General features: G+C 69.1%; 10 protein-coding genes. 8 read left to right on the top strand and 2 right to left on the bottom strand.

Features of this window, described 5'->3' with window-relative positions; genetic code table 11:
• Positions 1-143 precede the first annotated feature (143 nt).
• The 8 genes from AB8810_RS15160 to AB8810_RS15125 all read left to right on the top strand — a co-directional run bounded on the left by AB8810_RS15160 (position 144) and on the right by AB8810_RS15125 (position 22,784).
• Complete coding sequence (locus tag AB8810_RS15160) at positions 144-2,978, top strand: TonB-dependent receptor domain-containing protein (protein WP_369914098.1); 2,835 nt, start codon at positions 144-146, stop codon at positions 2,976-2,978.
• A complete protein-coding gene (locus AB8810_RS15155; protein WP_369914097.1) occupies positions 2,975-7,312 on the top strand; it encodes an Ig-like domain-containing protein in 4,338 nt (1,445 codons plus the stop codon). The genes AB8810_RS15160 and AB8810_RS15155 overlap by 4 nt, the downstream gene beginning before the upstream one ends.
• Entirely contained in the window at positions 7,309-8,901 is a 1,593-nt protein-coding gene (locus AB8810_RS15150) for a family 43 glycosylhydrolase (protein ID WP_369914096.1), read from the top strand. Before AB8810_RS15155 ends, AB8810_RS15150 begins: the two co-directional genes overlap by 4 nt.
• Positions 8,902-9,286: 385 nt before the next feature.
• Positions 9,287-11,650, top strand: coding sequence for a DPP IV N-terminal domain-containing protein (locus AB8810_RS15145; protein WP_369914095.1), 2,364 nt, complete (start codon positions 9,287-9,289; stop codon positions 11,648-11,650).
• Between the two features lie 444 nt (positions 11,651-12,094).
• A complete protein-coding gene (locus AB8810_RS15140) occupies positions 12,095-15,004 on the top strand; it encodes a TonB-dependent receptor plug domain-containing protein (protein WP_369914094.1) in 2,910 nt (969 codons plus the stop codon).
• 207 nt (positions 15,005-15,211) lie between these two features.
• A complete protein-coding gene (locus tag AB8810_RS15135; protein WP_369914093.1) occupies positions 15,212-17,632 on the top strand; it encodes a beta-L-arabinofuranosidase domain-containing protein in 2,421 nt (806 codons plus the stop codon).
• Between the two features lie 56 nt (positions 17,633-17,688).
• Complete coding sequence (locus AB8810_RS15130) at positions 17,689-19,278, top strand: glycoside hydrolase family 27 protein (RefSeq protein ID WP_369914092.1); 1,590 nt, start codon at positions 17,689-17,691, stop codon at positions 19,276-19,278.
• A 617-nt stretch (positions 19,279-19,895) separates the two neighbouring features.
• Complete coding sequence (locus AB8810_RS15125; protein ID WP_179563896.1) at positions 19,896-22,784, top strand: TonB-dependent receptor; 2,889 nt, start codon at positions 19,896-19,898, stop codon at positions 22,782-22,784.
• Between the two features lie 12 nt (positions 22,785-22,796).
• Here the strand turns inward: AB8810_RS15125 and AB8810_RS15120 are convergent, their stop codons facing one another.
• On the bottom strand, positions 22,797-22,967 hold the full coding sequence (locus tag AB8810_RS15120; protein WP_369914091.1) for a hypothetical protein: 171 nt from the start codon (positions 22,965-22,967) through the stop codon (positions 22,797-22,799).
• A gap of 246 nt (positions 22,968-23,213) precedes the next feature.
• Complete coding sequence (locus AB8810_RS15115) at positions 23,214-24,239, bottom strand: Ldh family oxidoreductase (RefSeq protein WP_369914090.1); 1,026 nt, start codon at positions 24,237-24,239, stop codon at positions 23,214-23,216.
• Between the last annotated feature and the right edge of the window lie 122 nt (positions 24,240-24,361).

Below are 24,361 nucleotides of genomic sequence, written 5' to 3'. Positions count from 1 at the left end.
GGCGGCAGCTCGCGCTGCCGCCGCGCCTTGCACACGACGCCCTGTTCCGTCCCGCCAACGACCGCTGGCGATGGGGATGGCAGCCCGGGGAAGGGCATGCCGGCCCTGCCGATCGCCATGCGTCGCCGCCCAGGAGAATCCCGATGTCGTCTTTGTCTGAACGCGCTGCGCCGCTTTTCCCGTCTTCGTGGCGCCGCGCGCAGCGGCCGGGCCCGCTGGCAGCGGCGATCTACACCGCACTGGCGCTGGCCGCGACCGCGCCGGCCGCACTGGCGCAGGACGCCACGGCCGACAACGCGGCCGCCACCACGCTGGAAAAGGTCACGGTGACCGGCAGCCATATCCGCCGCGTCGATGCGGAAACCGCCAGCCCGGTGATCACCATCGACCGGCAGCGGATCGAGGACAGCGGCCAGGACACGCTCGGCCAGCTGCTGCAGCAGCTGCCGGCGATGGCCGGCAATATGCCCAACATCTCGCTCAATTCCGGTTTCAGCCACGGCCGCGCGCTGGTCTCGCTGCGCAACCTCGGCGCCGAGCGCACCCTGGTGCTGGTCAACGGCCACCGCATGGCCGGGCCGGCCAGCAGCGTGTCCGCCGCGCCCGGCGTGGACATCAACGCGATCCCGGCGGCGATGGTGGAGCGCATCGAGGTGCTGACCGACGGCGCGTCCTCGGTGTACGGCTCCGACGCCATCGCCGGCGTGGTCAACATCATCCTCAAGGACAAGTACGACGGCGCCGCGGCGACCGTCGACTACGGCCAGAGCACGCACGGCGACGGCAACCGCCGTTCGGTGGGCGTGGAGTGGGGCAAGACCTGGGAGCGCGGCGGGCTGATCCTGGGCCTGAGCCGCAGCTCGATGAACGCGCTGTACGACGAGGACCGCAGCTATGCCAAGACCGCGGTGAACTATCTCAACGGCCAGGTGGTGGAGCGCCGCGGCAACGGCACCCGCGCCTTCCTCAGCGACGGCAGCGTGCTGACCCCGAACAGCGGACTGGCGCCAGGTGCGGTCGATGCCAGCGACTTCCACACCTATAGCCAGGCCGTAGAAGGCTATAACTCCTATTACGGCCAGTACCTGATCACCCCGGTGCAGCGCACCAACTTCTCCGCCCACGCCAGCTTCGACTTCACCCCGAACGTGCAGGGCTACCTGGACATGTTCTGGACCCGCAGCGAGACCACCTCGCAGCTGACCGCCTATGGCCTGGAGCTGCCCAACGCCTCGCAGAACTACTACAACCCGTTCGGCAGCCAGCTGTCGCGCTACCTGCTGCGCTCGGAGGCGGCCAACACCCGCGTCTACACCTCGACCATGTACCAGACCAACATCGTGGCCGGGCTGCGCGGCAAGTTCGCCGACACCAGCTGGCAGTGGGACGCGGCGGCCGGCTATGCGCGCTACAAGGACACCCTGGTGCGCAACGGCTTCTCGATCACCTCGGCGCTGAACAACGCGGTCGGCGCCTCGTTCCTGGACAGCGACGGCGTGGTCAAGTGCGGCACGCCGGGCAACGTGATCTCCGGCTGTACCCCGATCAACGTGTTCAATCCGGACGATCCGGCGACCATCGCCGGGATCAAGGCCACCCAGAGCGCGGTCGACCTGATCGACGAGAGCACGATGAAGTTCGCCGAGGCCAGCGTCAACGGCGACCTGTTCGCGATGCCGGCGGGGATGGTGCAGGCCGCGTTCGGGCTGTCGTTCCGCAAGAACGGGTTCTCGCAGGGCACCAGCAATCCGGTCGCCGCCGCCGATGCCGAAGGCAACTGCGACTACAACGACGGCTGCATCATGAACCAGGGCCACGAGGAGACGATCAAGGAAGCCTACGCCGAGGTGCTGATCCCGCTGCTCAAGGACGTGCCCGGCGCGCAGGCGCTGAACCTCAACCTGGGCACGCGCTATTCCAAGTATGACTACTGGGGCAACACCACCAACAGCAAGGTCGCGCTGGAATGGCGGCCGATCGACAACCTGCTGATCCGCGCCACCGGCTCGGAGGTGTTCCGCGCGCCGGCGCTGGGCGACCTGTACGGCTCGCCGTACAACTCGGTCGTGGACAGCACCGGCGACTACACCGATCCGTGCAACGGCTACACCGGCGGCGGCAACGCCGCAGCCTGCGCCAACGTGCCGACCAACGGCAGCTTCGTCAACACGTCCTCGTTCACCGTGCTGACCACCGGCTCGGCCAATGCCGGCTTCGCAATCAAGCCCGAGCAGGGCCGCTCCTACAACGTCGGCGCGGTCTACGATCCGGGCTGGGCGGACGGCCTGTCGCTGAACCTGGACAGCTGGCGGGTCACCCTCGACGACATGATCAACGGCGTCGGCCTGGATCAGGTGCTGCAGAACTGCTACGACGGCCAGAGCGCCTACTGTCCGTTGATCCAGCGCAACGCCAGCGGGCAACTGGTCAGCGTCACCGTGCCGTTCGCGATCAACAGCGGCAAGGTCGATATCCGCGGCTACGACATCGGCATCAAGTACGCGTTGCGCGACACCGCCTGGGGCAACTTTCAGGCCGGCGTGGATGCCACGTTCCTGTCCAGCTACAAGTTCAGCGGCGACGACCACAACTACGTCGGCGAGATGTCCAGCTACGGCAACATGCCGCGCTGGCGCGCCAGCTTCAACCTGGGCTGGGACAACGGTCCCTGGCACGCCAGCTGGAACACGCGCCTGCTCGGCCCGACCACGGTCGGCAGCGCCTACGAGGACTTCTGCGTGAACACCGCCGCCGACGGCAGCTGCGTCTACTTCAAGGTCGGCACGGTGACCTACCACGACGTCTCGCTGAGCCGGAAATTCGAGAGCCTGCACACCACGCTGTCGGCCGGCGCCAACAACGTCGGCAACCGCAAGCCGCCGCAGTACTACGGCTATGCGAGCGCGGCCAATACCGACGCGTTCACCTACGACACGCTGGGACGCTACTTCTGGGCCCGGCTCAGGACCGAGTTTTGAGGTTGCCGGCAGGCGGTGTGGCCGCGGCATGGCGGCGGCCGCGCGCCGCCGCCGCGTTGCTCGCGGTGCTGCTGGGCGCGGCGTGCGGCGCGGTGGCGGCCAGCGCCGTCGCCGCGGCGGATGGCGAAGCGTTGCAGGCCAGCAACGCCGCGCTGGGCTATCCGCGCTTCAAGGGCACGCCGACGCCGATTCCGGACAGCGGCGTGGCCTTCGCGCCGGGCGGGCAGCTGCAGCGGGTGTTCGCCGCCGATCTGGCGGCCGGCGCCGGCACTGCGCCGGGCAGGGATTTCTGGATCGACCGCATGCTCGCGCGCAGCGGCACCGGCGGCGGCTTCGACGACGACAACAACTGGTTGTTCAGCCGCGGCCGCGCCGCCTACATGTACACCCACCAGCCGCAGCAGCCGGGTTTCGTCGGCGATGTCGCCTATGCGCACAAGACCGGCCACGATGCGCTGTTCCGGCTGCAGGCGGAGATCGACGGCAAGCCGCTGCACCTGGTCGAGGACAGCGCGCAGCGGCGGCAGACGCCGAGCTATTTCAGCAGCGTCTACGCCGATGCGGGCGCTGGCGTGCGGCTGCGCCTGGTCAAGTTCATCAGCGAGCAGAACGTGGCCGTGGCCGAGGCCACGCTGTCCAGCAGCGACGGCGTGGCGCGCACGCTGACCCTGCGCGCGATCTCGCCGATGGCCACGCATGCCGACGGCGCCGAGCTCACCGGCGCATTCGCCACCCACAACGCGATCACCACGGTGTTCCCGCGCCTGTCCGGCGACGGCTTCGCGGTCGATGGCGGTTCCATCGCGCGCCGCGTGGCGCTGCCGGCGACGGGCGAGGCGGCCGCGCTGAAGGTGCAGCTCGGGCTGGTCACGCGCGAACTGCCGGCGTCGTTGCAGGAGTACCGGCGCATCGCGGCGCAATCGCCGCAGCAGGCCTATACCGATCACGTCGTCGCCTACAACCGCTGGTGGGCCGACAACCTGCCGTACCTGGACACGCCCGAGGACAACATCGACAAGACGTTGTTCTATCGCTGGTGGCTGCTGCGCTTCAATTTCCTCGATGCCGCGGTGCCCGGCAACGACTACCAGTTCCCGGTGGCGATCGAAGGCGTGCTCGGCTACGACAATGCGATTGTGCTGACCACCGGCATGTTCATCGACGACCTGAAGTACCTGCGCGATCCCAGCTACGCCTACGGCTCGTGGCTGGGCGCCGGCGAGACCGCCGGCGGCGGCAAGTACGTGGACAATCCCGGCGCGCCGGAGAACTGGTCCAATTCCTACGCCCAATACCTCAGCGCCGCCGCCTGGCGCGCCTACCAGCTGCACGGCGGGCCGCCGGCGGTGGCGGCGCAGCTGGCGCGCTACGCCAGCGCCGACGTGGACGCGCTGCTGCGCGCCTACGACCGCAACGGCAACGGCCTGATCGAGTACGACTGGGCGGCGATGACCGGCAACGACGCCGACGCGGTGTCCTTCGACTGGGCCAAGCAGCACGGCCAGATCCGCATGGACCGCAGCGAGAGCGCCTACGTCTACGCCAACGCGCTGGCCGCGGCGCAGGCCGCGCAGCTCGCCGGCGATGCGGCCACCGCGCTGCGCATGCAGGCGCTGGCGGCGAAGATCCGCAGCGCCGTGCTCGCCGTGCTGTGGCAGGACCACAGCGCGACTGCAGACGGCATGGGCCTGCACGGCGACCTGCTCAAGCAGCGCCAGGCCGATGGCGCGCGGCTGCCGGTGGACTGGAAGGAGACCAACAACTACTACCCGTTCAGCGTCGGCCTGATGCCCAGGCAGGGCGATGCCGACTACGACCCGAAATACGTGCGCGCACTGCGCCTGTTCGCCGACGCGCGGCAGTATCCGATCTTCCCGTTCTACACCGCCAACCAGGCCGACCGGCAGGCGCGCGGCGCCAGTGGCAGCAACAACTTCTCGGTGATCAACTCCACCGTCGCCTTCCGCCTGCTCGGCAGCGCGCTGCGCGACTATCCCAGCCCGTACCTGGACGCGGGCAGCTACCGCAAGCTGCTGTACTGGAACGCCTGGGCGCACTACATCGACGGCGACAACCGCTACCCGGACCAGAACGAGTTCTGGGCGCAGGGCAGCGCCGCCGACGGTGGCAGCATCGGCTACCGCTCGTGGATCCACCATACCCAGCTCGGCGCGACCAACTTCACCGTGATCGAGGACGCGATGGGTCTGCGTCCGCGCAGCGACGCCAGGATCGAGCTGTATCCGATCGACATCGGCTGGGACCATTTCGCCGCCGACGCGGTGCGCTACCGGAATCGCGACCTGTCCATCGTCTGGGACCGCGACGGTCGCCACTACGGCGGCGCGGTGCCCAAGGGCTATTCCCTGTATCTGGACGGGAAGCTGGCGTTCACCGTCGATCGCCTGGCGCATGTGCTCTACGACCCGGCCAGCGGCCGCGTGCAGGCGCTGCCGGATGCGGTCAATGCGGACGCCGCGCAGCTGCGTGTGGTCAGTTCCAGGTCCATCGCCTTGCAGACACCGGCGCAGGTGCGCTTCGCCGCCGATGCGCGCATCGCCGCGGTGCTGGCCGACGCCGGCGTGGACACCACGCTGCCGGCGACTGCGCGCAACCTCGCGCAGGGTGCGACGGTGAGCGCCAGCTATGTCGCCGACGGCTTCCCGGCCGCCGCGGCAGTGGACGGCAGTACCGCCAACGAACCGTTCTGGGGCACGGCCGGGTCGCCGTCGCGCAGCGACTGGATCGAACTCGACCTGGGCCGGCCGCAGACGCTGGACGACGTGCGCCTGTACTTCTACCGCAGCTCCTCGCCGCCCGGCGAGCAGCACGGGTTTGCTTCCGGCACCCGCGCCGGCTACGCGCCGCCGTGGCTGTACGTGCTGCAGTATTTCGACGGGCAGTCCTGGAAGACCGTGCCCGGCCAGGTGCGCGATGCGCCGATCGCGCAGGGCAATCGCAACCGCGTGCGCTTCCCTGCGCTGCGTATGCAGCGGCTGCGCGTGCTGGTGACCCATGCGGGCACGCTGCGCACCGGGATCAAGGAAATCCAGGCCTATGCCAGCGGCGCGCGGGTGCCGGCGGCCAAGCCAAACCGGGCGCCGCAGGTCGAGGCCTGGCAGCAGGACGGCGTCGGTGGCGGCGCGCTGCGTGTCGTTGGCCGCGTCGGCGACGACGCGCTGCCGAATGGCAGCTTGGCGCTGCAGTGGCGCGTGCTGCAGGCGCCGCCGGGCGGCGCGGCGATCTTCGAAGAGCCGCAGGCGGCCAGCAGCAGCGTGCGCTTCACCGCGCCCGGCGCCTACACGCTGAGCTTGCAGGCCGACGATGGCGCGTTGCAAGGCCATGCCGACGTGGCCGTGGTCGCCGCGCCGACGCCGGTCGGGCAGGGCCTGGAAGTGCAGGGCGACGCCGAGGCCAGCGCGCAGGTCACCGCCGGCCACCACCGGTTGCAGGCGCTCAACGACGGGCTGCTGCCCGCGCCGGATCAAGCGCCGTCCGCGGATCGCCGCTGGGGCAGCTGGGGCCGCGCGCAACCGGCGTCGGTGTGGGTGCAGTACCAATGGCGGCAACCGCAGCGCTTGAACGGCGCCGCAGTCTACTTCTGGGACGACCAGCCCGACGGCGGCGTGGCGCCGCCGCGCGCGTGGAAGCTGCAATACCGCGATGGCGAGCAGTGGCGCGACATCGCGGTGCGCGGCGGCTATCCGGTCGCCGCGCGCGGCGAAGCGAGCCGCGTGGCGTTCGCACCGGTCACCACCACCGCGTTGCGCGCGGTGCTGGACACCGCGGCACAGGGAGACGGCCATGCCGCGGTCGGCATCGACGAATGGCAGGTCTTCGCCGAGCGCGCCGACACGGTCGAGCCGATCGACGTGCGGGTGGCGCCGGGCGAGACGCCGGCGCTGCCGCAGCGCATCGCCGCTTACTTCGCCGACGGCAGCTGGGACTGGCTGGGCGTGCGCTGGCCGCAACTCGACGCGGCGGCGCTGGCCAGCGAAGGCCGCGTGCAGCTGCAGGGCCTGGCCGACGGCGGCCTGCCGGTCAGCGCCAGCATCTGGGTGCGCGCCACCGCGCCGGGCCAGATCAACACGGTGCAGGCGCCGCCGCCACTGCACGTGCGTGCCGGGCAGGTGCCGGCGCTGCCGGCGTTCGTCGGCGTGCAGTACAACGACGGCTCGCGCGAACGGGTGCCGGTGCAGTGGCCACCGTTGGTGCCGGCCGCGTATGCGGCGCCGGGCACGTCCAGCATCGTCGGCAGCGCGCAGGGGCGCGGCGGCAGCGGGCAGTTGCCGGTGCGGCTGCAGATCGTGGTCGATGCGGCGGTGGCGCCATGAGCCTGCGCCGTGCCGCGCGTGTTGCCCGGCGCATCGGTGCCTGCCTGCTGCTGGCGCTTGCCGTTGCCGCAGCGCAGGCGGCACCGTTGCGCGCGCGCAGCGTGCACAGCGCCGGCAATCCGATCCTGGCCGACGGCCATGACTATTCCGCCGATCCGGCGCCGCTGGTCGCCGACGGCAAGCTGTACATCATCGCCGGCCGCGACGAGGCGCCGCCCGACGTCAACGACTTCGTGATCCAGCGCTGGCAAATGCTGGTGACCGACAATGTCGGCAGCGGCAACTGGACCCACTATCCCTCGTTGCTGCGTCCGGAGCAGGTCTTCGCCTGGGCCGCCGCGGGCCGCGCCTATGCCGCGCAGATCGTGCAGGGGCCGGACCGGCGCTACTACCTGTACGCGCCGGTGGAGGAAAAGCGCTCGCCCAACGCCGATCCGTTCGCGATCGGCGTGGCGGTCGCCGACAGCCCGCTGGGGCCGTGGCGCGACGCGCACCCGCAAGGGCCGATCCTGTCGCAGTCGCTGCCGGTCAGGAACACGATCCAGAACATCGATCCGACCGTGTTGGTCGACGACGACGGCCGCGTGTACCTGTACTGGGGCACCTTCGGCAAACTGTTCGGCATCGAGCTGGAACGCGACATGGTCACGCCCAAGGGCGCGGCGGTGGCGGTGACCACGCTGGACGGCTATTTCGAGGCGCCGTGGCTGTTCAAGCGCAGCGGCACCTACTACATGGCCTACGCCGGCAACCGCGCCGGACCCGACTCCGATTGCACCCCGACGCTGTATCACGCCTGCATCGCCTACGGCAGCGCGCCGTCGCCGCTGGGGCCGTGGACCTACCGCGGGGTGATCCTGCCGCCGGTGTCCTCCACCACCTCGCATTCGGGCATCGTGCAATTCAAGGGCCAGTGGTATCTGGTCTATCACACCGCCGATGCGAAGGGCGGCGGCCACTTCCGCCGCAGCGTGGCGATCGACCGGCTGGACTGGGACGATACGCAGCGGCCGGCACGCATTCGCCCGGTGCTGGCCACGCGCGCGCCGCAGCCGCCGCAGCCGGTGCAGCGCAACGTTGCCCGCTACGCATTCGCCAGCGCTTCCAACGGCCCGGACATCCCGCACCAGTACTGGATCGCCGCGCTCAACGACGGCGTGGTCAAGCGCAATCCGCTGCCGCCGCAGATGTGGGGCAGCTGGACCGCGCACAATCCGCCGCAGCAGTGGATCCAGTACAGCTGGGCGCAACCGGTGACGCTGCAGCGCAGCCGCATCGTGTTCTGGGCCGACCATCCGCCCGGCGCGAACGAGGGCGTGGCGCCGCCGGCGCGCTGGCATCTGGAATACCGCAAGGACGGGCAGTGGCTGCCGTTGGCACAGGCCCCAAACAGTCCGGTCGCGGGCCGGGTGCAGACGCTGCGTTTCGCGCCGGTGACCACGCGCTGCGTGCGCGCGGTGTTCGACGCCTCCGGCGGCGACGGCCGCTATGCCGCGCTGGCGGTGCAGGAATGGGAAATGTGGGCCACGCGCGCGCAGCGCCTGGCCCAGGCCGGCGTTGCCGATGCGCAGCGCTGCGACGCGCCCTGACCGGCACGGGGCGACACCGCATCGGAACGCCGCGACCGGCTCGGTTTGCGGATGGCGCCAGGCCGGAAGCGGCGCCTTGCCGTGTGCCGACCACCGCGCACGACGGCGCGGGAACGGGGCGCGCCACGCGCCAGCCGCCGCCACCGTTTGCAATGCATCTGCAGATTTCCGTGTCAAAGGCGATGCTTTTGCACAAGACGCTGCACACGAAGGCGTGAAAGGATCGTGGCTGGCGATGCGCGGCGATGCGCGCCGCGTTCCGTGCCGTGCGTGGATGCACGGCCTCCGATGATCGATGCGGGCTCTCGCTGCAGCAGGCGGCGAGGGCACTGCGTCGCCTGGCCTGAATCCAAGGCAGGCCGGTAGCCAAGAGACCGTGTATCCCATGCAACGCATTCGCTCGACCCCCCTCTCCCTGGCCCGCCTGCGCCGCGATCCGCGCAGCCACGCGCCTCGTCCGTTCTGCGCCGCCATCGCCGCGTTGTCGCTGCTGCCGGCACTCGCGCTGGCGGCAACGCCGAGCGCGGACGACTACCAGCGCGCGCAGGCGTTGAGCAGCCGCTACGAGGCGCTGGTCGACCACCAGCCGTCGCAGCCGGTGTGGTTGGACGCCGGGCATTTCCTGTATCGGCGTTCGCTGGCGCGCAGCGGTGCCGCACCGGCGATCGAGTATCGCCGGGTCGCGGTCGCCGACGGCCGCAACGAACCCGCGTTCGATCATGCGCGGCTGGCGGCGGCGATGTCCGCGGCCAGCGGCAAGCCGGTCGATGCGGCGGCGTTGCAGCTGTACGAGGTGAAGCTGGATGCGCACCGGCTGGTGTTCGAGAGCTATCGCGTGCGCTGGCAGTGCGACCTGCCGCAGTACCGTTGCACGCGCACCGAGATGGGCGCGTTGCCGCCCGATTCCTACGACATGAGCATCCCGCTCAAGCAGGGGCCGGCGTATGCGCAGGCGTCGCCGGACGGCAAGCGGCGCGCCTGGGTCGAGGCCGGCAACGTGGTGGTCGCACCGGCCGCCGGCGGCGCGCCGGTCGCGCTCAGTCGCGACGGCAGCGCCACCGAGTACTACGCGGCGGACAGCATCGCCTGGTCGCCGGACTCGACCCGGCTGGTCGCCTACCGGGTCAAACCGGCGCCGCTGCGCACGGTGTACTACATCGAGTCGGCGCCGCCGGACCAGTTGCAGCCCAAGCTGCACCAGCAGATCTACGCCAAGCCCGGCGATCCGCTGCCGGTGTTGCAGCCGGTGCTGTTCGACCTGGCCTCGCGGCAGGCAACGGCGGTGCCGGCGACGCTGTTCCCGAATGCGTTCGCGCTGAGCTGGCCGCAGTGGCGCAGCGACGGCAGCGGCTTCACCTTCGAGTACAACGAGCGCGGCCACCAGCGCTACCGGGTGATCGAGGCGGATGGACGCAGCGCGCAGGCGCGCACCCTGATCGAAGAAACCTCGCCGACCTTCATCGAGTATTCCGATCTCAGCGGCACCCACGAAGGCGGCGGCAAACGCTATCGGCACGATTTCGCCGATGGCGCGCGCACCCTGTGGGCCTCCGAACGCGACGGCTGGGAGCAGCTGTACCTGTACGACACGCGCAGCGGCGGCGCCCCGCGCCAGGTCACGCGCGGCGAGTGGGTGGTGCGCAAGGTCGAGCGCGTCGACGAGGCCGCGCAGCAGATCTATTTCACCGCTTCGGGCATGACCCCCGGCGAGGATCCCTACTACCGTCACGCCTATCGCATCGGCCTGGACGGCAGCGGGCTGACTGCGCTGACGCCGGTGCAGGCCGACCATGAAGTCATGCTGTCGCCGGACGGACGCTGGTTGCTCGACCTGTATTCGCGCGTGGATCTGGGCCCGGTGCTGGAATTGCGCCGCAGCGACGATGGCGCGCTGGTACAGCAGGTCGAGCGCACCGACCTGACCCGGCTGCGCGCCGCCGGCTGGGTGCCGCCGCTGCCGTTCCACGCGACCGGCCGCGACGGCAAGACCGAGATATGGGGCGTGATCCATCGCCCGCAGGGGCTCGATCCGCAGCAGCGCTACCGCGTGGTCGAGAACATCTACGCCGGCCCGCACGGCTCGTTCGTGCCCAAGGGCTTCAGCGCGCGCGTGCCGGCGCTGACCGGGCTCGGCTTCGCCGTGGCGCAGGTCGACGGCATGGGCACCAACAACCGCTCGCGCGCGTTCCACGACGTGGCCTGGCGCAACCTCAAGGACGCCGGTTTCCCCGATCGCATCGCCTGGCACCGCGCCGTGGCGGCGCAGTATCCGTGGTACGCGATCGAACAGGGCGTGGGCATCTACGGCACCTCCGCCGGCGGCCAGAGCGCGCTCGGCGCGTTGCTGTTCCATCCGGAGTTCTACGTCGCCGCGGTGGCCAATTCCGGCTGCCACGACAACCGCATGGACAAGATCTGGTGGAACGAGCAATGGATGGGCTGGCCGGTCGGGCCGTGGTATTCGGCCTCGTCCAATGTCGACAACGCCGCGCGACTGCAGGGGCACCTGCTGCTGGTGACCGGCGACATGGACCAGAACGTCGATCCGGCCAGCACCTTCCAGGTCGCCGATCGGCTGATCAAGGCCGGCAAGGATTTCGATCTGCTGGTGGTGCCGGGCGGCGACCACGGCGCCGGCGGCGACTATGGCCGGCGCCGCCTGGCGGACTTCTTCGTGCGCTGGCTGCAGCAGGCGCCGACGCCGGACTGGAACCGGCAGGCGGCGGCATCGGCGCCCGTCGCGCACTGAGGGTTGCGCGGGTGCCCGCGCGAGCTGGCGCGCGGCATGTGGCGGTGTCTGCGACACATCGCAACATATCGACAAATTTCCACGTCAAAGGCGACGTTTTTCCACAAGACGCTGACCCTGCCGACGTGAAACTCTGCAGTTGCGGTGCGTAGCGACTCGCAACGGGTTCTTACCGGGGCGCTAAGACGCGCAACGGTTTTTTCCGATGCGCGACACGCGCACCGCATTCTGCGCCGTGCGGGGATGCACGGCCTCCATCGATCGATGCAGGTTCTCGCTGCCATGCGCAGCGAGAGCACGGCGTCGTGCGGCCTGGATTTGCGTGCAGGCCGCTCAACCGAGAGACAGTCCATGCGCGACGTTCGTTTGCCTTCCCCATTTCCGGCCTCCGCCTGTCGCGATCGACGCGGACACGGGCGCACGCTGCTGTGCGCCGCGATCGGCATGGCGCTGCTCGCCGCGCTGCCGGCGGCGGCGCAGGAGGCGACCACCGTGCGCGACAGCGCCACCGCGGCCGCCGACGGCAGCGACAGCGCCGCCGACGCCAAGACCCTGGACAGCGTGGTCGTCACCGGTTCGCGCATCCGTCGCAACGACGCGCTGGACGGCCCCACGCCGCTGACCGTGATCGGCGCCGAGCAGATCCGCGCGGCCGGCTATACCGAGATCGCCGATGTGGTCAATCAGCTGCCGAGCCTGGCGCTGACCCAGACCAGCCAGACCAGCAACCTGGCCGGCAATCCCGGCATCAACGCACTGGACCTGCGCGGCATGGGGACCCAGCGCACCCTGGTGCTGGTCGACGGCCGCCGCCAGGTGCCGGCGATCCCGGGCACCTCGGCGGTGGACGTGAGCAACATCCCCTCCAGCCTGGTCGAACGGGTGGAAGTCATCACCGGCGGCGCCTCGGCGCTGTACGGCGCCGACGCGGTCACCGGCGTGGCCAATTTCATCCTGAAGAAGGATTTCCAGGGCCTGGACGCCAGCGCGCGCTATGGCATCTCCAGCCGCGGCGATATGCGCAGCAACAGCGTCGATGCGCTGTTCGGGCACAACTTCGCCGACAACCGCGGCAACGTGACCGTCTACGGTTTCTACGAGCGCGAGCCCGATTCGGTGTCCGGCCAGGACCGTCCGTGGACCGCCACCGGCTACCCGATGTACACGCGCAACAACCGCAACCAGCGCTACTGGATCTCCGACAACAACCGCAACATCAACAACGCCGAGGACGCGCAGCTGATCCTCGGCGGCCGCCACTATGCGATGACCGCCGATGGCCAGCTGCGTGCGCCGGTGCTAGGCCCGGGCGGTTACGTCAACAGCGTGCCGGTGAGCCTGGCCGATCCGTCCACCGCACTGGGCAGCCTGCTCACCGACGGCGGCGAGTACGGCGGCCGCTACGACTCGTGGTATCTGGCGGTGCCGTCGGACCGCTTCGCCAGCCGCGCCACGCTCAATTTCGATTTCAGCGACAGCCTGCGCTTCTTCGCCAACGTCGGCTATTCGCGTACCACCTCGCAATCGGCGTGGCGCGCGCTGAGCGCGTTCGGCAGCGAGGCGGTGCCGGCCGACAGCCCGTTCATCACCGACGAGATGCGCGCGGCCAACGGCGGCACGATCACCGACGGGGTCTACTTCGCGCGGCATTTCGACGACGAACTGGGGCAGGGCGGCAGCCAGTACCGGCGCCAGCTGCTGCAGGGCGTAGTCGGCCTGGAAGGCGACTTCAGCCTGGGCGGCCGCGCCTGGAACTACAGCGCGTACTACTCCTACGGCCGCACCGAGCAGCGCAACCGCGACATCGATACGGTGGCCTATACGCGCTACTACCTGGCGGTGGATTCCACCACCGCCGCCGACGGCAGCGCGATCTGCCGCAGCACGCTCACCGACCCGGGCAACGGCTGCGTGCCGTTGAACCCGTTCAAGCGCCTGACCGCGCAGGAGATCGGCTACCTGCGCTACACCTCGGACTGGGCCACCACCACCATGACCCAACAGGTGCTGTCGGCCTATGCCTCCGGCGGCATGTTCGACCTGCCTGGCGGCGAAGCGCAGATCGCGTTCGGCGGCGAGTACCGCAAGGAGCGCAACGACATCGGCGCGATCGCCCAGTACGATCCGGCCAATCCGGCCTACGACGCCAGCCTGGGCACCACCCAGCTGCCGCTGGTCGGCCAATACGACGTCAAGGAACTCTACAGCGAACTGCATCTGCCGCTGCTGGCCGACAGGCTGTTCGCGCAGCGCCTGGGCGTGGACGCGGCGGTGCGCGTGTCCGACTACAACACCGCCGGCCGCACGGTCACCAACAAGTTCGGCATCGACTGGGCGCCGATCCAGGACATCACCCTGCGCGGCACCTACGGCAAGGCGGTGCGCGCGCCCAACATCGGCGAGCTGTACACCGCCAGCAGCATCGGCGGCATGTGGATCACCGACCCGTGCAACACCTACAACCAGCGCTACCGCACCGACCGCAGCCAGTACACCGCGGCCAACTGCGCGCAGCTCAATCCGTCGGACAAGAGCACCTACTGGCTGTATCGCGACATCATCACCAAGGGCAACCTGGACCTGGCCAACGAGACCGCCAAGACCCGCACCGTCGGCATCGTGCTGCGTCCGCGTTTCCTGAAGGATTTCTCGCTGTCGGTGGACTACTACAACATCGACCTGCGCGGCGCGATCGATTCGTTCCCGGCGCAGACCATCATCAACAAGTGCGTGGACGCGCCGACCCTGGACAACCAGTTCTGTTCCTTCGTCAGCCGCGACGCCGACGGCAACCTGCTCAACGTGGTGACCCAGAAGCTCAACCTGTCGCGCTACCTGACCCGCGGCGTCGACTTCTTCGCGCAATACCGCTACGACCTGGCGGAGCGTTGGGGCCAGAATGCCGGCGCGCTGTCGTTCGACCTGAACTACACGCACCTGATCCGCCAGGACTACACGCTGGATCCGGACCAGCCCGAGGACGTCACCCGCTTCGCCGGCGTGTTCGGCTCGCCGTCCTGGAAGGGCGTGCTGCGCGGCACCTGGTCCAATGCGCACGCCGGCGCGACCTGGTCGCTGCGCCACTTCTCCAAGATGCGCAACAGCACCGAGATCACCGGTACCGACTACCAGAAGGTGTGGACCGGCAACGTGTTCTACAGCGACGTGTCCGGCTACTACCGGCTCAAGTCGGGGCTGGAAGTGTTCGGCGGGGTCAGCAATCTGTTCGATCGCGCGCCGCCGCGGGTGCCGGGGGCGGAGGCGGGCGGCGCCAACTTCGAGCTGGGCTACCACGCCGGCGTGTACGACGTGATCGGGCGCATGTACTACGGCGGGATCCGCCTGGCGCTGTGAGCGGCGGGCGCGATTCGGCACAAATCCGCATGTTCGCGCAGCCGTGGCGACAAGACGCGATGACGTATCGATGACACAGTGGCGACAGGCCGCCCGTTCGTGGCCGCGGTCGGGCTCGCGCCTGCCGCCGCCAAGCGCAAAGGAGCAAGCAATGCCGTCTCGCCTTTCCCCTGGGTTCCCCGTGGTCATCCATTCGCGCGGTGCCCGATGAGCGCGCGCTCCGGACATGTCCACACGGCGCACTGCGCGCACACCGCGTCCGCAGACGCGGCGGCGGCGCTGGATCCATCGCGGCGCCGTTTCCTGCAATGGAGCGCATTGGCCGTGGCCGCGGGATTGCTGCGTTTCCCGCTGGATGCCGCCGCGTCCAGCGCCGGTGCCGTGCAGGCGCTGCCGCTCAAGCAGGTCACGCTCAAGCCGTCGCTGTTCCTGGATTCGCTGCAGACCAACCGCCGCTATCTGCTGGAACTGGAACCGGACCGTCTGCTGCACAACTTCCTGCAGTACGCCGGCCTGCCGCCCAAGGGCGAGGTCTACGGCGGCTGGGAGGGCGACACCATCGCCGGGCACACACTCGGCCACTACCTCAGCGCGCTGGCCAAGATGCATGCGCAGACCCGCGATGCGGTGCTGCGCCAGCGCATCGACTACATCGTCGCCGAGTTGGCGCGTGCGCAGGCCAAGGACGCGGACGGCTACGTCGGCGGGCTCACCCGCAAGAACGACAAGGGCACCATCGACAACGGCAAGGTGGTGTTCGAAGAGGTGCGCCGCGGCGTCATCAAGGGCAGCAAGTTCAATCTCAATGGCAGCTGGTCGCCGCTGTACACGGTGCACAAACTGTTCGCCGGCCTGCTCGATGCGCACGAACTGGCCGGCAATGCGCAGGCGCTGCAGGTGCTGCTGCCGCTGGCCGGCTATCTGGGCGGGGTGTTCGACGCGCTCGACCACGCGCAGATGCAGACCCTGCTGGACACCGAGTTCGGCGGCCTCAACGAGTCCTACATCGAACTGGGCGCGCGCACCGGCGATCAGCGCTGGGTCGCGCTGGGCAAGCGTCTGCGGCACGAGAAGGTGATCGATCCGGCCGCGGCCGGCCGCGACGAGCTGCCGCACATCCATGCCAATACCCAGGTGCCCAAGTTCATCGGCGAGGCACGCCAGTTTGAGGTCGCCGGCGATACCGACGCGGCGGCGGCGGCGCGTTTCTTCTGGGAGACGGTGACCGGCCACTACAGCTACGCGATCGGCGGCAATGCCGACCGCGAGTATTTCCAGGAACCGGACACCATCGCCGCGTTCCTGACCGAGCAGACCTGCGAGCACTGCAACAGCTACAACATGCTCAAGCTGACCCGGCACCTGTACCAGTGGACGCCGCAGGCGCGCTATTTCGACTACTACGAGCGCACCCTGCACAACCACACCATGGCCGCGCAGCATCCGGCCACCGGCATGTTCACCTACATGACGCCGATGATCAGCGGCGGCGAGCGCGGCTTCTCCGACAAGTTCGATTCGTTCTGGTGCTGCGTCGGCAGCGGCATGGAGGCGCACGCGCAGTTCGGCGACTCGATCTATTGGCAGGACGCGGCCTCGCTCTACGTCAACCTGTACATCCCCTCGACCCTGGACTGGCCCGAGCGCGATCTGGCGCTGGAGCTGGACAGCGGCGTGCCGGACAACGGCAAGGTGCGGTTGCAACTGCGCCGCGCCGGCGCACGCACGCCGCGCCGCCTGCTGCTGCGGTTGCCGGCCTGGTGCCAGGGCGGCTACACGCTGCGCGTCAACGGCAAGGCCCAGCGCGGCACGTCCGCCGACGGCTACCTGGCGCTGGAGCGGCAGTGGCGCAGCGGCGACGTGATCGAACTGGAGTTGGCGATGCCGTTGCGCCTGGAGCATGCCGCCGGCGATGCCGACACGGTGGTGGTGATGCGCGGTCCGCTGGCGCTGGCCGCCGATCTGGGCCCGGTCGCCGATCCCTACGATGCGCCGGACCCGGCGCTGGTGGCCGCGGCCGATCCCTTGGCAGGGTTCGCCGAATTGCCGCAGCCCGGGCATTTCCTGGCCGCCGCCACGCAGCCGCCGGGGCTGACCTTCGTGCCGTTCTACGCGCAGTACGAACGCCGCAGCGCGCTGTACTTCAAGCGCATGGCGCCGGCGCAATGGGCGCAGGAAGCGGCGCGGCGCGCGCGCCAGCAGGCCGAGCGCGCCGCGCTGCAGGCCACCGCGGTGGACATGATCCAGTTCGGCGACGAGGCTTCCGAACAGGCGCACAAGCTGCGCAGCGATACGTCCTTCGGCGGCGCCTACCGCCGCCAGCAATGCCGCGACGTGCGCGGCAAGGGTTTCGTCGAGTTCCAGATGAAAGGCAGCGCGCAGCCGCTGGCGTTGCGCCTGCGTTTCTGGGGCAGCGACAAGGGCCGCTTCAACATCCTGATCGACGGCAAGCTGGCGGTGGAAGTGCAGGTGGACCGCAGCCAGGTCATCGACTTCGTCGATCGCGATTACGCGTTGCCGCCGGCGCTGACCGGCGCCAAGCAGCTGACCTTCCGCATCGAGCCGCAGCACGGCGATACCGCCGGGCCGCTGTTCGGCGGTTGGTTGATCCCGGCCGCGAGCGCATGACGGCTGCGGCAACGCACGTAGGCGGCGCTGGCGTCGCGCCCTGAAAGGAACCATCGATGGCGTCACGCTCGCGCTTCGCTTTTCCCGCCCGTCGCTGGCTGTGGCGCGGCCTGCTCGCAATCGCCGTGGCTGGCTGCGGCAGCTGCGCGCACGCGCCGCCGCCGGCCGCGGCGATGGCGCCGGCCAGCCCGCTGCACGGCATCTGGGTGATCGCGCAGGGGCCGTCGTTTCCCGGTCCGCGTTACCTGCGCATCGTCCAGCGCGACGGCCAGGCGCAGGGCAGCATCACCACCGATTGGTATGGCGACGTGCCGATGCAGCAACTGCGCATCGACGGCGACGTGGCCCATTTCCAGATCGACAACGGCAATCCGCGGCTGCCGGCGCAGCCGTGGACCGCGACCCTGGAGCACGGCCAGCTGCACGTGGCCGGCCGCATCTGGGACGAGCAGGTGGACGTGCGCGCGAGCCGCGGCAGCGAGGCCGATGCGGCACGGCTGGCGTTCCCGGTCGCGCCGCTGCCGGCCTATGCCGCACTGCCGGTCGACGGCCTGGCGAAGACCCCGCCGCTGGGTTGGAGCAGCTGGAACCGCTTCGCCGAACACATCGACGACGCCACCGTGCGCCGCATCGCCGATGCGATGGTCGCCTCCGGATTGCGCGATGCCGGTTACGTCTACGTCAACATCGACGACGGCTGGCAGGGCCACCGCGACCGCGACGGCGTGCTGCAGCCGAACGCGCGTTTTCCCGACATGCGCGCGCTGGCCGACTACGTGCACGGCAAGGGGCTGAAGCTTGGCCTGTACAGCTCGCCCGGTCCCAAGACCTGCGCCGGCTACACCGGCAGCTACGGCCACGTCGAACAGGACGCGCGCACCTGGGCCGGCTGGGGCGTCGACTACGTCAAGTACGATCTGTGCTCGGGCGAGGGCATCTTCCGCGAACCGCAACAGGTGCGCCGCGCCTACCTGCAGATGGGCCAGGCGCTGCGCGCGAGCGGACGGCCGATCGTCTACAGCCTGTGCCAGTACGGCCGCGACCATGTCGGCCAGTGGGGGCGCGAGGTCGGCGGCCATCTGTGGCGCACCACCGGCGACATCGAGGACACCTACGCGAAGATGGCCTCGATCGGTTTCGACCGCAACGGCGATCCCGCCGACGCCGGGCCGGGCGGCTGGAACGATCCGGACATGCTCGAGATCGGCAACGGCGGCATGAGCGCGGACGAGTACCGCACGCACCTGGCGCTGTGGGCACTGTCGGCGGCGCCGTTGCTGCTCGGCAACGACCTGCGGCAGATGACGCCGGCGACGCTGGCGCTGCTGCGCAACCGCGACGTGCTGGCGATCGACCAGGATGCGCTGGGCGTGCAGGGCAGGGCGGTGCGCAAGGACGGCGCGATCGAGATCTGGCGCAAGCCGCTGGCCGATGGCGGCGTCGCGCTCGGCGTGTTCAATCGCGATGCGCAATCGCATCGTGTGGCGCTGACGGCGGAGGATGCCGGCACCGCGCTGCGCGGACGCCGTTGGCGCGATCTGTGGCGCGGCGGCAGCCATCCCGCCGGCCAGCTGCGCGACGTGCAGGTCGCGGCGCATGGCGTGGTGTTGTTGCGGCTGTCGCCGCCGATCGCGCACCCGCATTGAGTTCGGCAGGAAGGCAGCGACGCGCCAGTACCGGCGCGGTCCGTCCTGCCTGCGCGCCTGCCTGCGTGTTGCGCGCGTGGCACGGTTTTGCGATGGATGACATCCATCGCCACGGAACGACACGCGTTGTGCCGAGTTCCACGTAGCGCGACGCCGGCATGCACCGGCTCCCTGGCTGAACCGAAAGCAACGGGCGTGCATGCCCGTGGGCCGCCCGATCGCGCCGCCGTGTCGCGACCATGCGTTATTCCGCATGCAGAACCGCTAATTGCGACAAGACGCGGGCCGTGGTTACGGGCACATTGTGATTGCATCGTTAAAACGTGATGACCTTTTGCTTTCCGGCCAGCGGCCGGTGCGCGGGACAGGATCCGCCACCGCCCTTCGCCACCCACCGCAGGACCGGGGATCTGCGCACGTGCAGCGTGCGAAGGACAGCAAGCATCCCCGCGATTGCGTCCGGCCTTGTCAAGCCGCGGCGCAGGATGCGTATCACCGGCGCCGCTGTTGCAGCGTCGTCCTCATCGCATGTTCCGCCGTTGGCGCAAGCCGGCGCGGACCCGTTCGGCCCACCGTTTTCGCTTACGCCACGTGTCGCCATCGCTCAGGAGATCTCCATGTCGTTTCCGCACGCACCCCATCCTTCCCATCGCCGCGCACCGGTGCCGCAACCGCTGGCACTGGCCGTGGTCGCCGCCTTGTCGCTGGGCACCTCCTGGTCGGCGCTGGCACAGGAGGCGAGCGCGGACGACGGCAAGACCCAGACCCTGGACAGCATCGTGGTCACCGGTTCGCGCCTGCGCCGGGTCGATACCGAGACCGCCAATCCGGTGGTGACCATCAACCGCGCGCAGATCGAGGCGACCGGCAAGGCCACGCTCGGCGACCTGGTGCAGGAACTGCCGTCGATCGCCGGCAACGCGACCAACCCCAATACCAACAACGGCGGCGGCACCGGCGCCTCGACCATCTCGCTGCGCGGCCTGGGCGAGAAGCGCACGCTGATCCTGGTCAACGGCACGCGCCTGGCCAGCAACGACGTCAACGCGATCCCGGCGACGATGATCGAGCGCGTGGAGGTGCTCAGCGACGGCGCCTCGGCGGTGTACGGCTCGGACGCGATCGGCGGCGTGGTCAACTTCATCCTGCGCAAGGGCTTCGACGGCATCGAGGGCACCACCGACTTCGGCACCAGCTCGCGCAGCGACGGCAACCGCCGCAACTTCTCGCTGACCGCCGGCAAGACCAGCGAGCGCGGCAGCATCGTCGCCGGGCTGTCCTACCACAACATCGATCCGGTCTCGGCCGGCGAGCGCAGCTATTCCAAGGATGCGCTGTCGCTGATCGACGGGGTGCCGGTGAAGCAGGGCTCCTCGGCCACGCCGACCGGCAGCATCAGCTTCGACGAAGGTTCCGCCCAGTCCAAGGCGCTGGCGGCGAGCAACGGCTGTTCGCGGGTCACCTTCAACGGCGGCAGCAGCAGCCCGACCAATGCCAGCCAGTACCACTGCTACGTCGCCTCCACCGACTCCTACAACTACCAACCGTACAACCTGCTGCAGACCCCGCAGGAACGCACCAACGCCTTCGTGCTCGGCAGCTTCCGCTTCAACGATCACCTGGAAGGCTACGTCAACACCTACTTCAGCAAGACCACCTCGTCCTCGATCATCGCGCCGATCCCGATCTTCGCCAACGGCGACAACTTCCTGGTCTCGGCCGACAGCTACTACAACCCGTTCGGGGTCAACTTCGGCACCGACCGCAGCACCGGTACCTCGTACAACAGCTTCAACACCCGCGCCACGGTGCTGGGCAACCGCCGCTACGAGTACAACACCTACAATTTCCAGATCAATCCCGGCCTGCGCGGCAGCTTCGGCGACAGCTCCTGGCAGTGGGACGCCAGCGTCAACTACGGCAAGGTCAAGCAGAAGTCGATCAACTACGGCTTCCTCGACTACGCCGGCTTCAACGCCGCGGTGGGTCCCTCGTTCCTGGACAGCGACGGCACGGTCAAGTGCGGCAGCGCCGGCGCGGTGATCGCCGGCTGTACCCCGATCGACGTGTTCAACCTCAACAGCGAGAGCAACAAGGCCGCGCTGGAAGCGCTGGTGGTCAACCCGATCGTCACCAGCGTCTACACGGTCAAGCAGTTCGAGGCCAACGCCAACGGCAACCTGTTCGACCTGCCGGCCGGCACGGTGAGCCTGGCGGCGGGCGTCTCCTACCGCAAGGAAAGCACCTCCACTTCGGCCGATGCGCTGTGGACCGGCGACGAGAACGGCATGTGCGGGGTGATCGAATTCTGCGCCACCGTGCTAGGCGGCAGCTTCAGCGTCAAGGAGGCCTATGCCGAGGCGCTGTTCCCGCTGCTGGCCGACCTGCCGCTGGTGCATTCGCTGAACCTGACCGTCGGCAGCCGCTTCTCCGACTACGACACCGTCGGCAGCAAGACCAACAGCAAGGTCTCGCTGGAATACCGTCCGATCGAGAACCTGCTGCTGCGCGGCACCGTGTCGCAGGTGTTCCGCGCGCCGAACATCAACGAGCTGTACGCCGGCGTGGCCGGCGATTCGCCGTCGGTCAACGATCCGTGCAACGGCTACACCGGCGGCCATGCCGCGGCCTGCGCCAACGTGCCCACCGACGGCAGCTACCAGCAGGCCGACAACCAGGTCGGCGCCAAGGCGTCCGGCGCGGTGGTGGCCGGCTACCAGCTCAAGCCGGAGACCGGCAAGTCCTACGACTTCGGCGTGGTCTACGATCCGGGCTGGCTGGACGGCCTGTCGATGAGCGCGGACCTGTGGAAGATCAACCTGCAGGACACCATCACCCAGGTGTCGGCGCAGACCGTGCTCAACCAGTGCTACGCCAATGCGTCCAGCGCGTTCTGCGCGCTGATCCACCGCAACGACAACGGCACCATCAACTACATCGCCGAGCCGACCGTGAACCTCGGCAAGCTGTGGGCCAGCGGCGCCGATTTCAGCCTCAACTACCGCCTGCCGGACACCGCGTGGGGCAGCTTCAACGCCAGCCTCAACGGCACCTACGTGATCCGCTACGACATCAACCCGGATACCACCGACGCCAGCACCGTCACCATCCACAACGCCGGCAAGTACACCTACGCCTACGGCAATTTCCCGCGCTGGCGCGGGCTGGGCACGCTGAGCTGGAACCTGGGCGACTGGAGCGCGTCGTGGCGCATCCGCTACATCGGCAGCACCGAGATCGGCAGTGCCGATACGCGGCAGGGGCTGTCGGCCGACGCCGACCAGGCCGCCGTGGTGCGCGGCATCGGTTCGTACGTGTATCACAACGTGCAGGTCGGCTATAACGTCAAGCCCTGGCACACCCGCCTCGAGCTGGGCGTGGACAACCTGGCCGACAAGCAGCCGCCGCTGTACTACGCCAACAACGTCACCAACGCCAACACCGACGTGGCCACCTACGATCTGCTCGGCCGCTACTACTGGGCGCGGGCGACGGTGAAGTTCTAAGCCTGCGTTCTGTCAGTCCGAACCAGGGCGTTGCAGATGCCGTTTCCGATTGGCGTCTGCTGACGCTTCGATGTAGTGATGCGCGATGTCGGCGGCAGCCTGTTCATGGCTGCCGCCGGTGCCGAGCAGATCCGCCGTGGGGCGCTTTGGCAAGAGTTTCAGGGTGTAGCGATCAGCGTTCATGGCGCTGGCCTGCTGCGCGAACGTGACGGCGCCTACTACTGGTTTGATGAGTGCAAGACTGCCGGTAGATCGGCGACCGCTGCAGTCCCGGCAATCCCATCGATCGGCGTGATGCCTGGTCGCCGTTGACGCTGGACGGCCAGGGCTTTGGATCGATTGGCGCGGTGCCTGGTCGCCTGCGCAGCTGTGAGGTGAGGTGGGGCGGGGTGGGGCGAGATGCTCGTACCGCCGCCGAGCTGCATCGGCTTACTCCAGCAACTTCAGCAGGTCCCGATGCAGGTCGCGTGGAATCCGCACGCCCTCGCGAAGGCTGCGTGCGCGCGCCTGATAGCGGCGTTGCGAGGGCAGTCGCGCACCGGTGTCCTGGTAGGCGGCGAAGAAGGTTTCGGCGCGTGTCATGTGCGTGGCCCACTCCGCGCCGAGGAAGCGCACCGGGTCCAGCGCCAGGATCAATTCGCCATGGTAGGGCGAGGCGCCGGCGCCGGCGTCGTGCGCCAGCGATTCGGCGCTGGTGAGATCGCCGATCAGCGGCCCGGCGATCAGTTCGATCATCGCCGACAGTGCGGAGCCCTTGTGTCCGCCGAAGGTCAGCATCGCGCCACCGCTGCCGGCGACCACGGTCGGATCGGTGCTCGGCTTGCCTTCGGCGTCCACGCCCCAGCCTTCGGGAATCGGCAGACCGGCGCGGCGGTGCAATTCGATCTCGCCGCGTGCCACCGCGCTGGTGGCGAAATCGAATACGAAGGGAAGCGCGTCAACGCGCGGCCAGCCGAACGCGAGCGGGTTGGTTCCCAGCAAGGGCGTATGGCCGCCGGCCGGCGTGACCCAGGCATGGCTGGGATTGCAGATCAGCGCGACCAGCCCGGCCTCGGTGATGCGTTCGACTTCCGGCCACAGCGCGGAGAAATGCACGCAATGGTTGATCGCCAGCGCCGCCAGCCCATTGCCGCGCGCCTTTTCGATCAGCGCCGGCAGGCCGCGCTCGAACGCCAGCAGCGAAAAGCCACCGCATGCATCGACGCGGACGATGCCGGGTGCCTGATCGTGCACGACCGGCTCGGCATCGCCCACCACCTTGCCGTTGCGCAGCGTCGCCACGCAGCCCAGGGTCCGGTAGAGTCCATGCGACGCGCAGCCATCGCGTTCGCCCGCGACGATCGTGGCGGTGAGGGTGCGCACATGCGCGGGGCCGAAGCCGGCATGGCGCAGGATACGTTCGACCAGCGCGGTGGCTTGGTCCAGGGACAGTGCGACGGGATCGCTGATGTTCATCGAAAAGGCGCGGACGGGAATGGCCTGGATTCTCACCTGTGTCGCGCTTTGTGAAAACCCTCGGGCTACCGAACGATACGGGGTTCTTCAGGGCTGACCATGAAGGGTCAAGCCGATAAACA

The sequence above is a fragment of the Xanthomonas sp. NCPPB 3005 genome (assembly GCF_041228095.2).
GTDB lineage: Bacteria > Pseudomonadota > Gammaproteobacteria > Xanthomonadales > Xanthomonadaceae > Xanthomonas_A > Xanthomonas_A bonasiae.
Note: the sequence above shows the minus strand (reverse complement) of the source record. Positions and strands in the feature narration are given on the sequence as shown.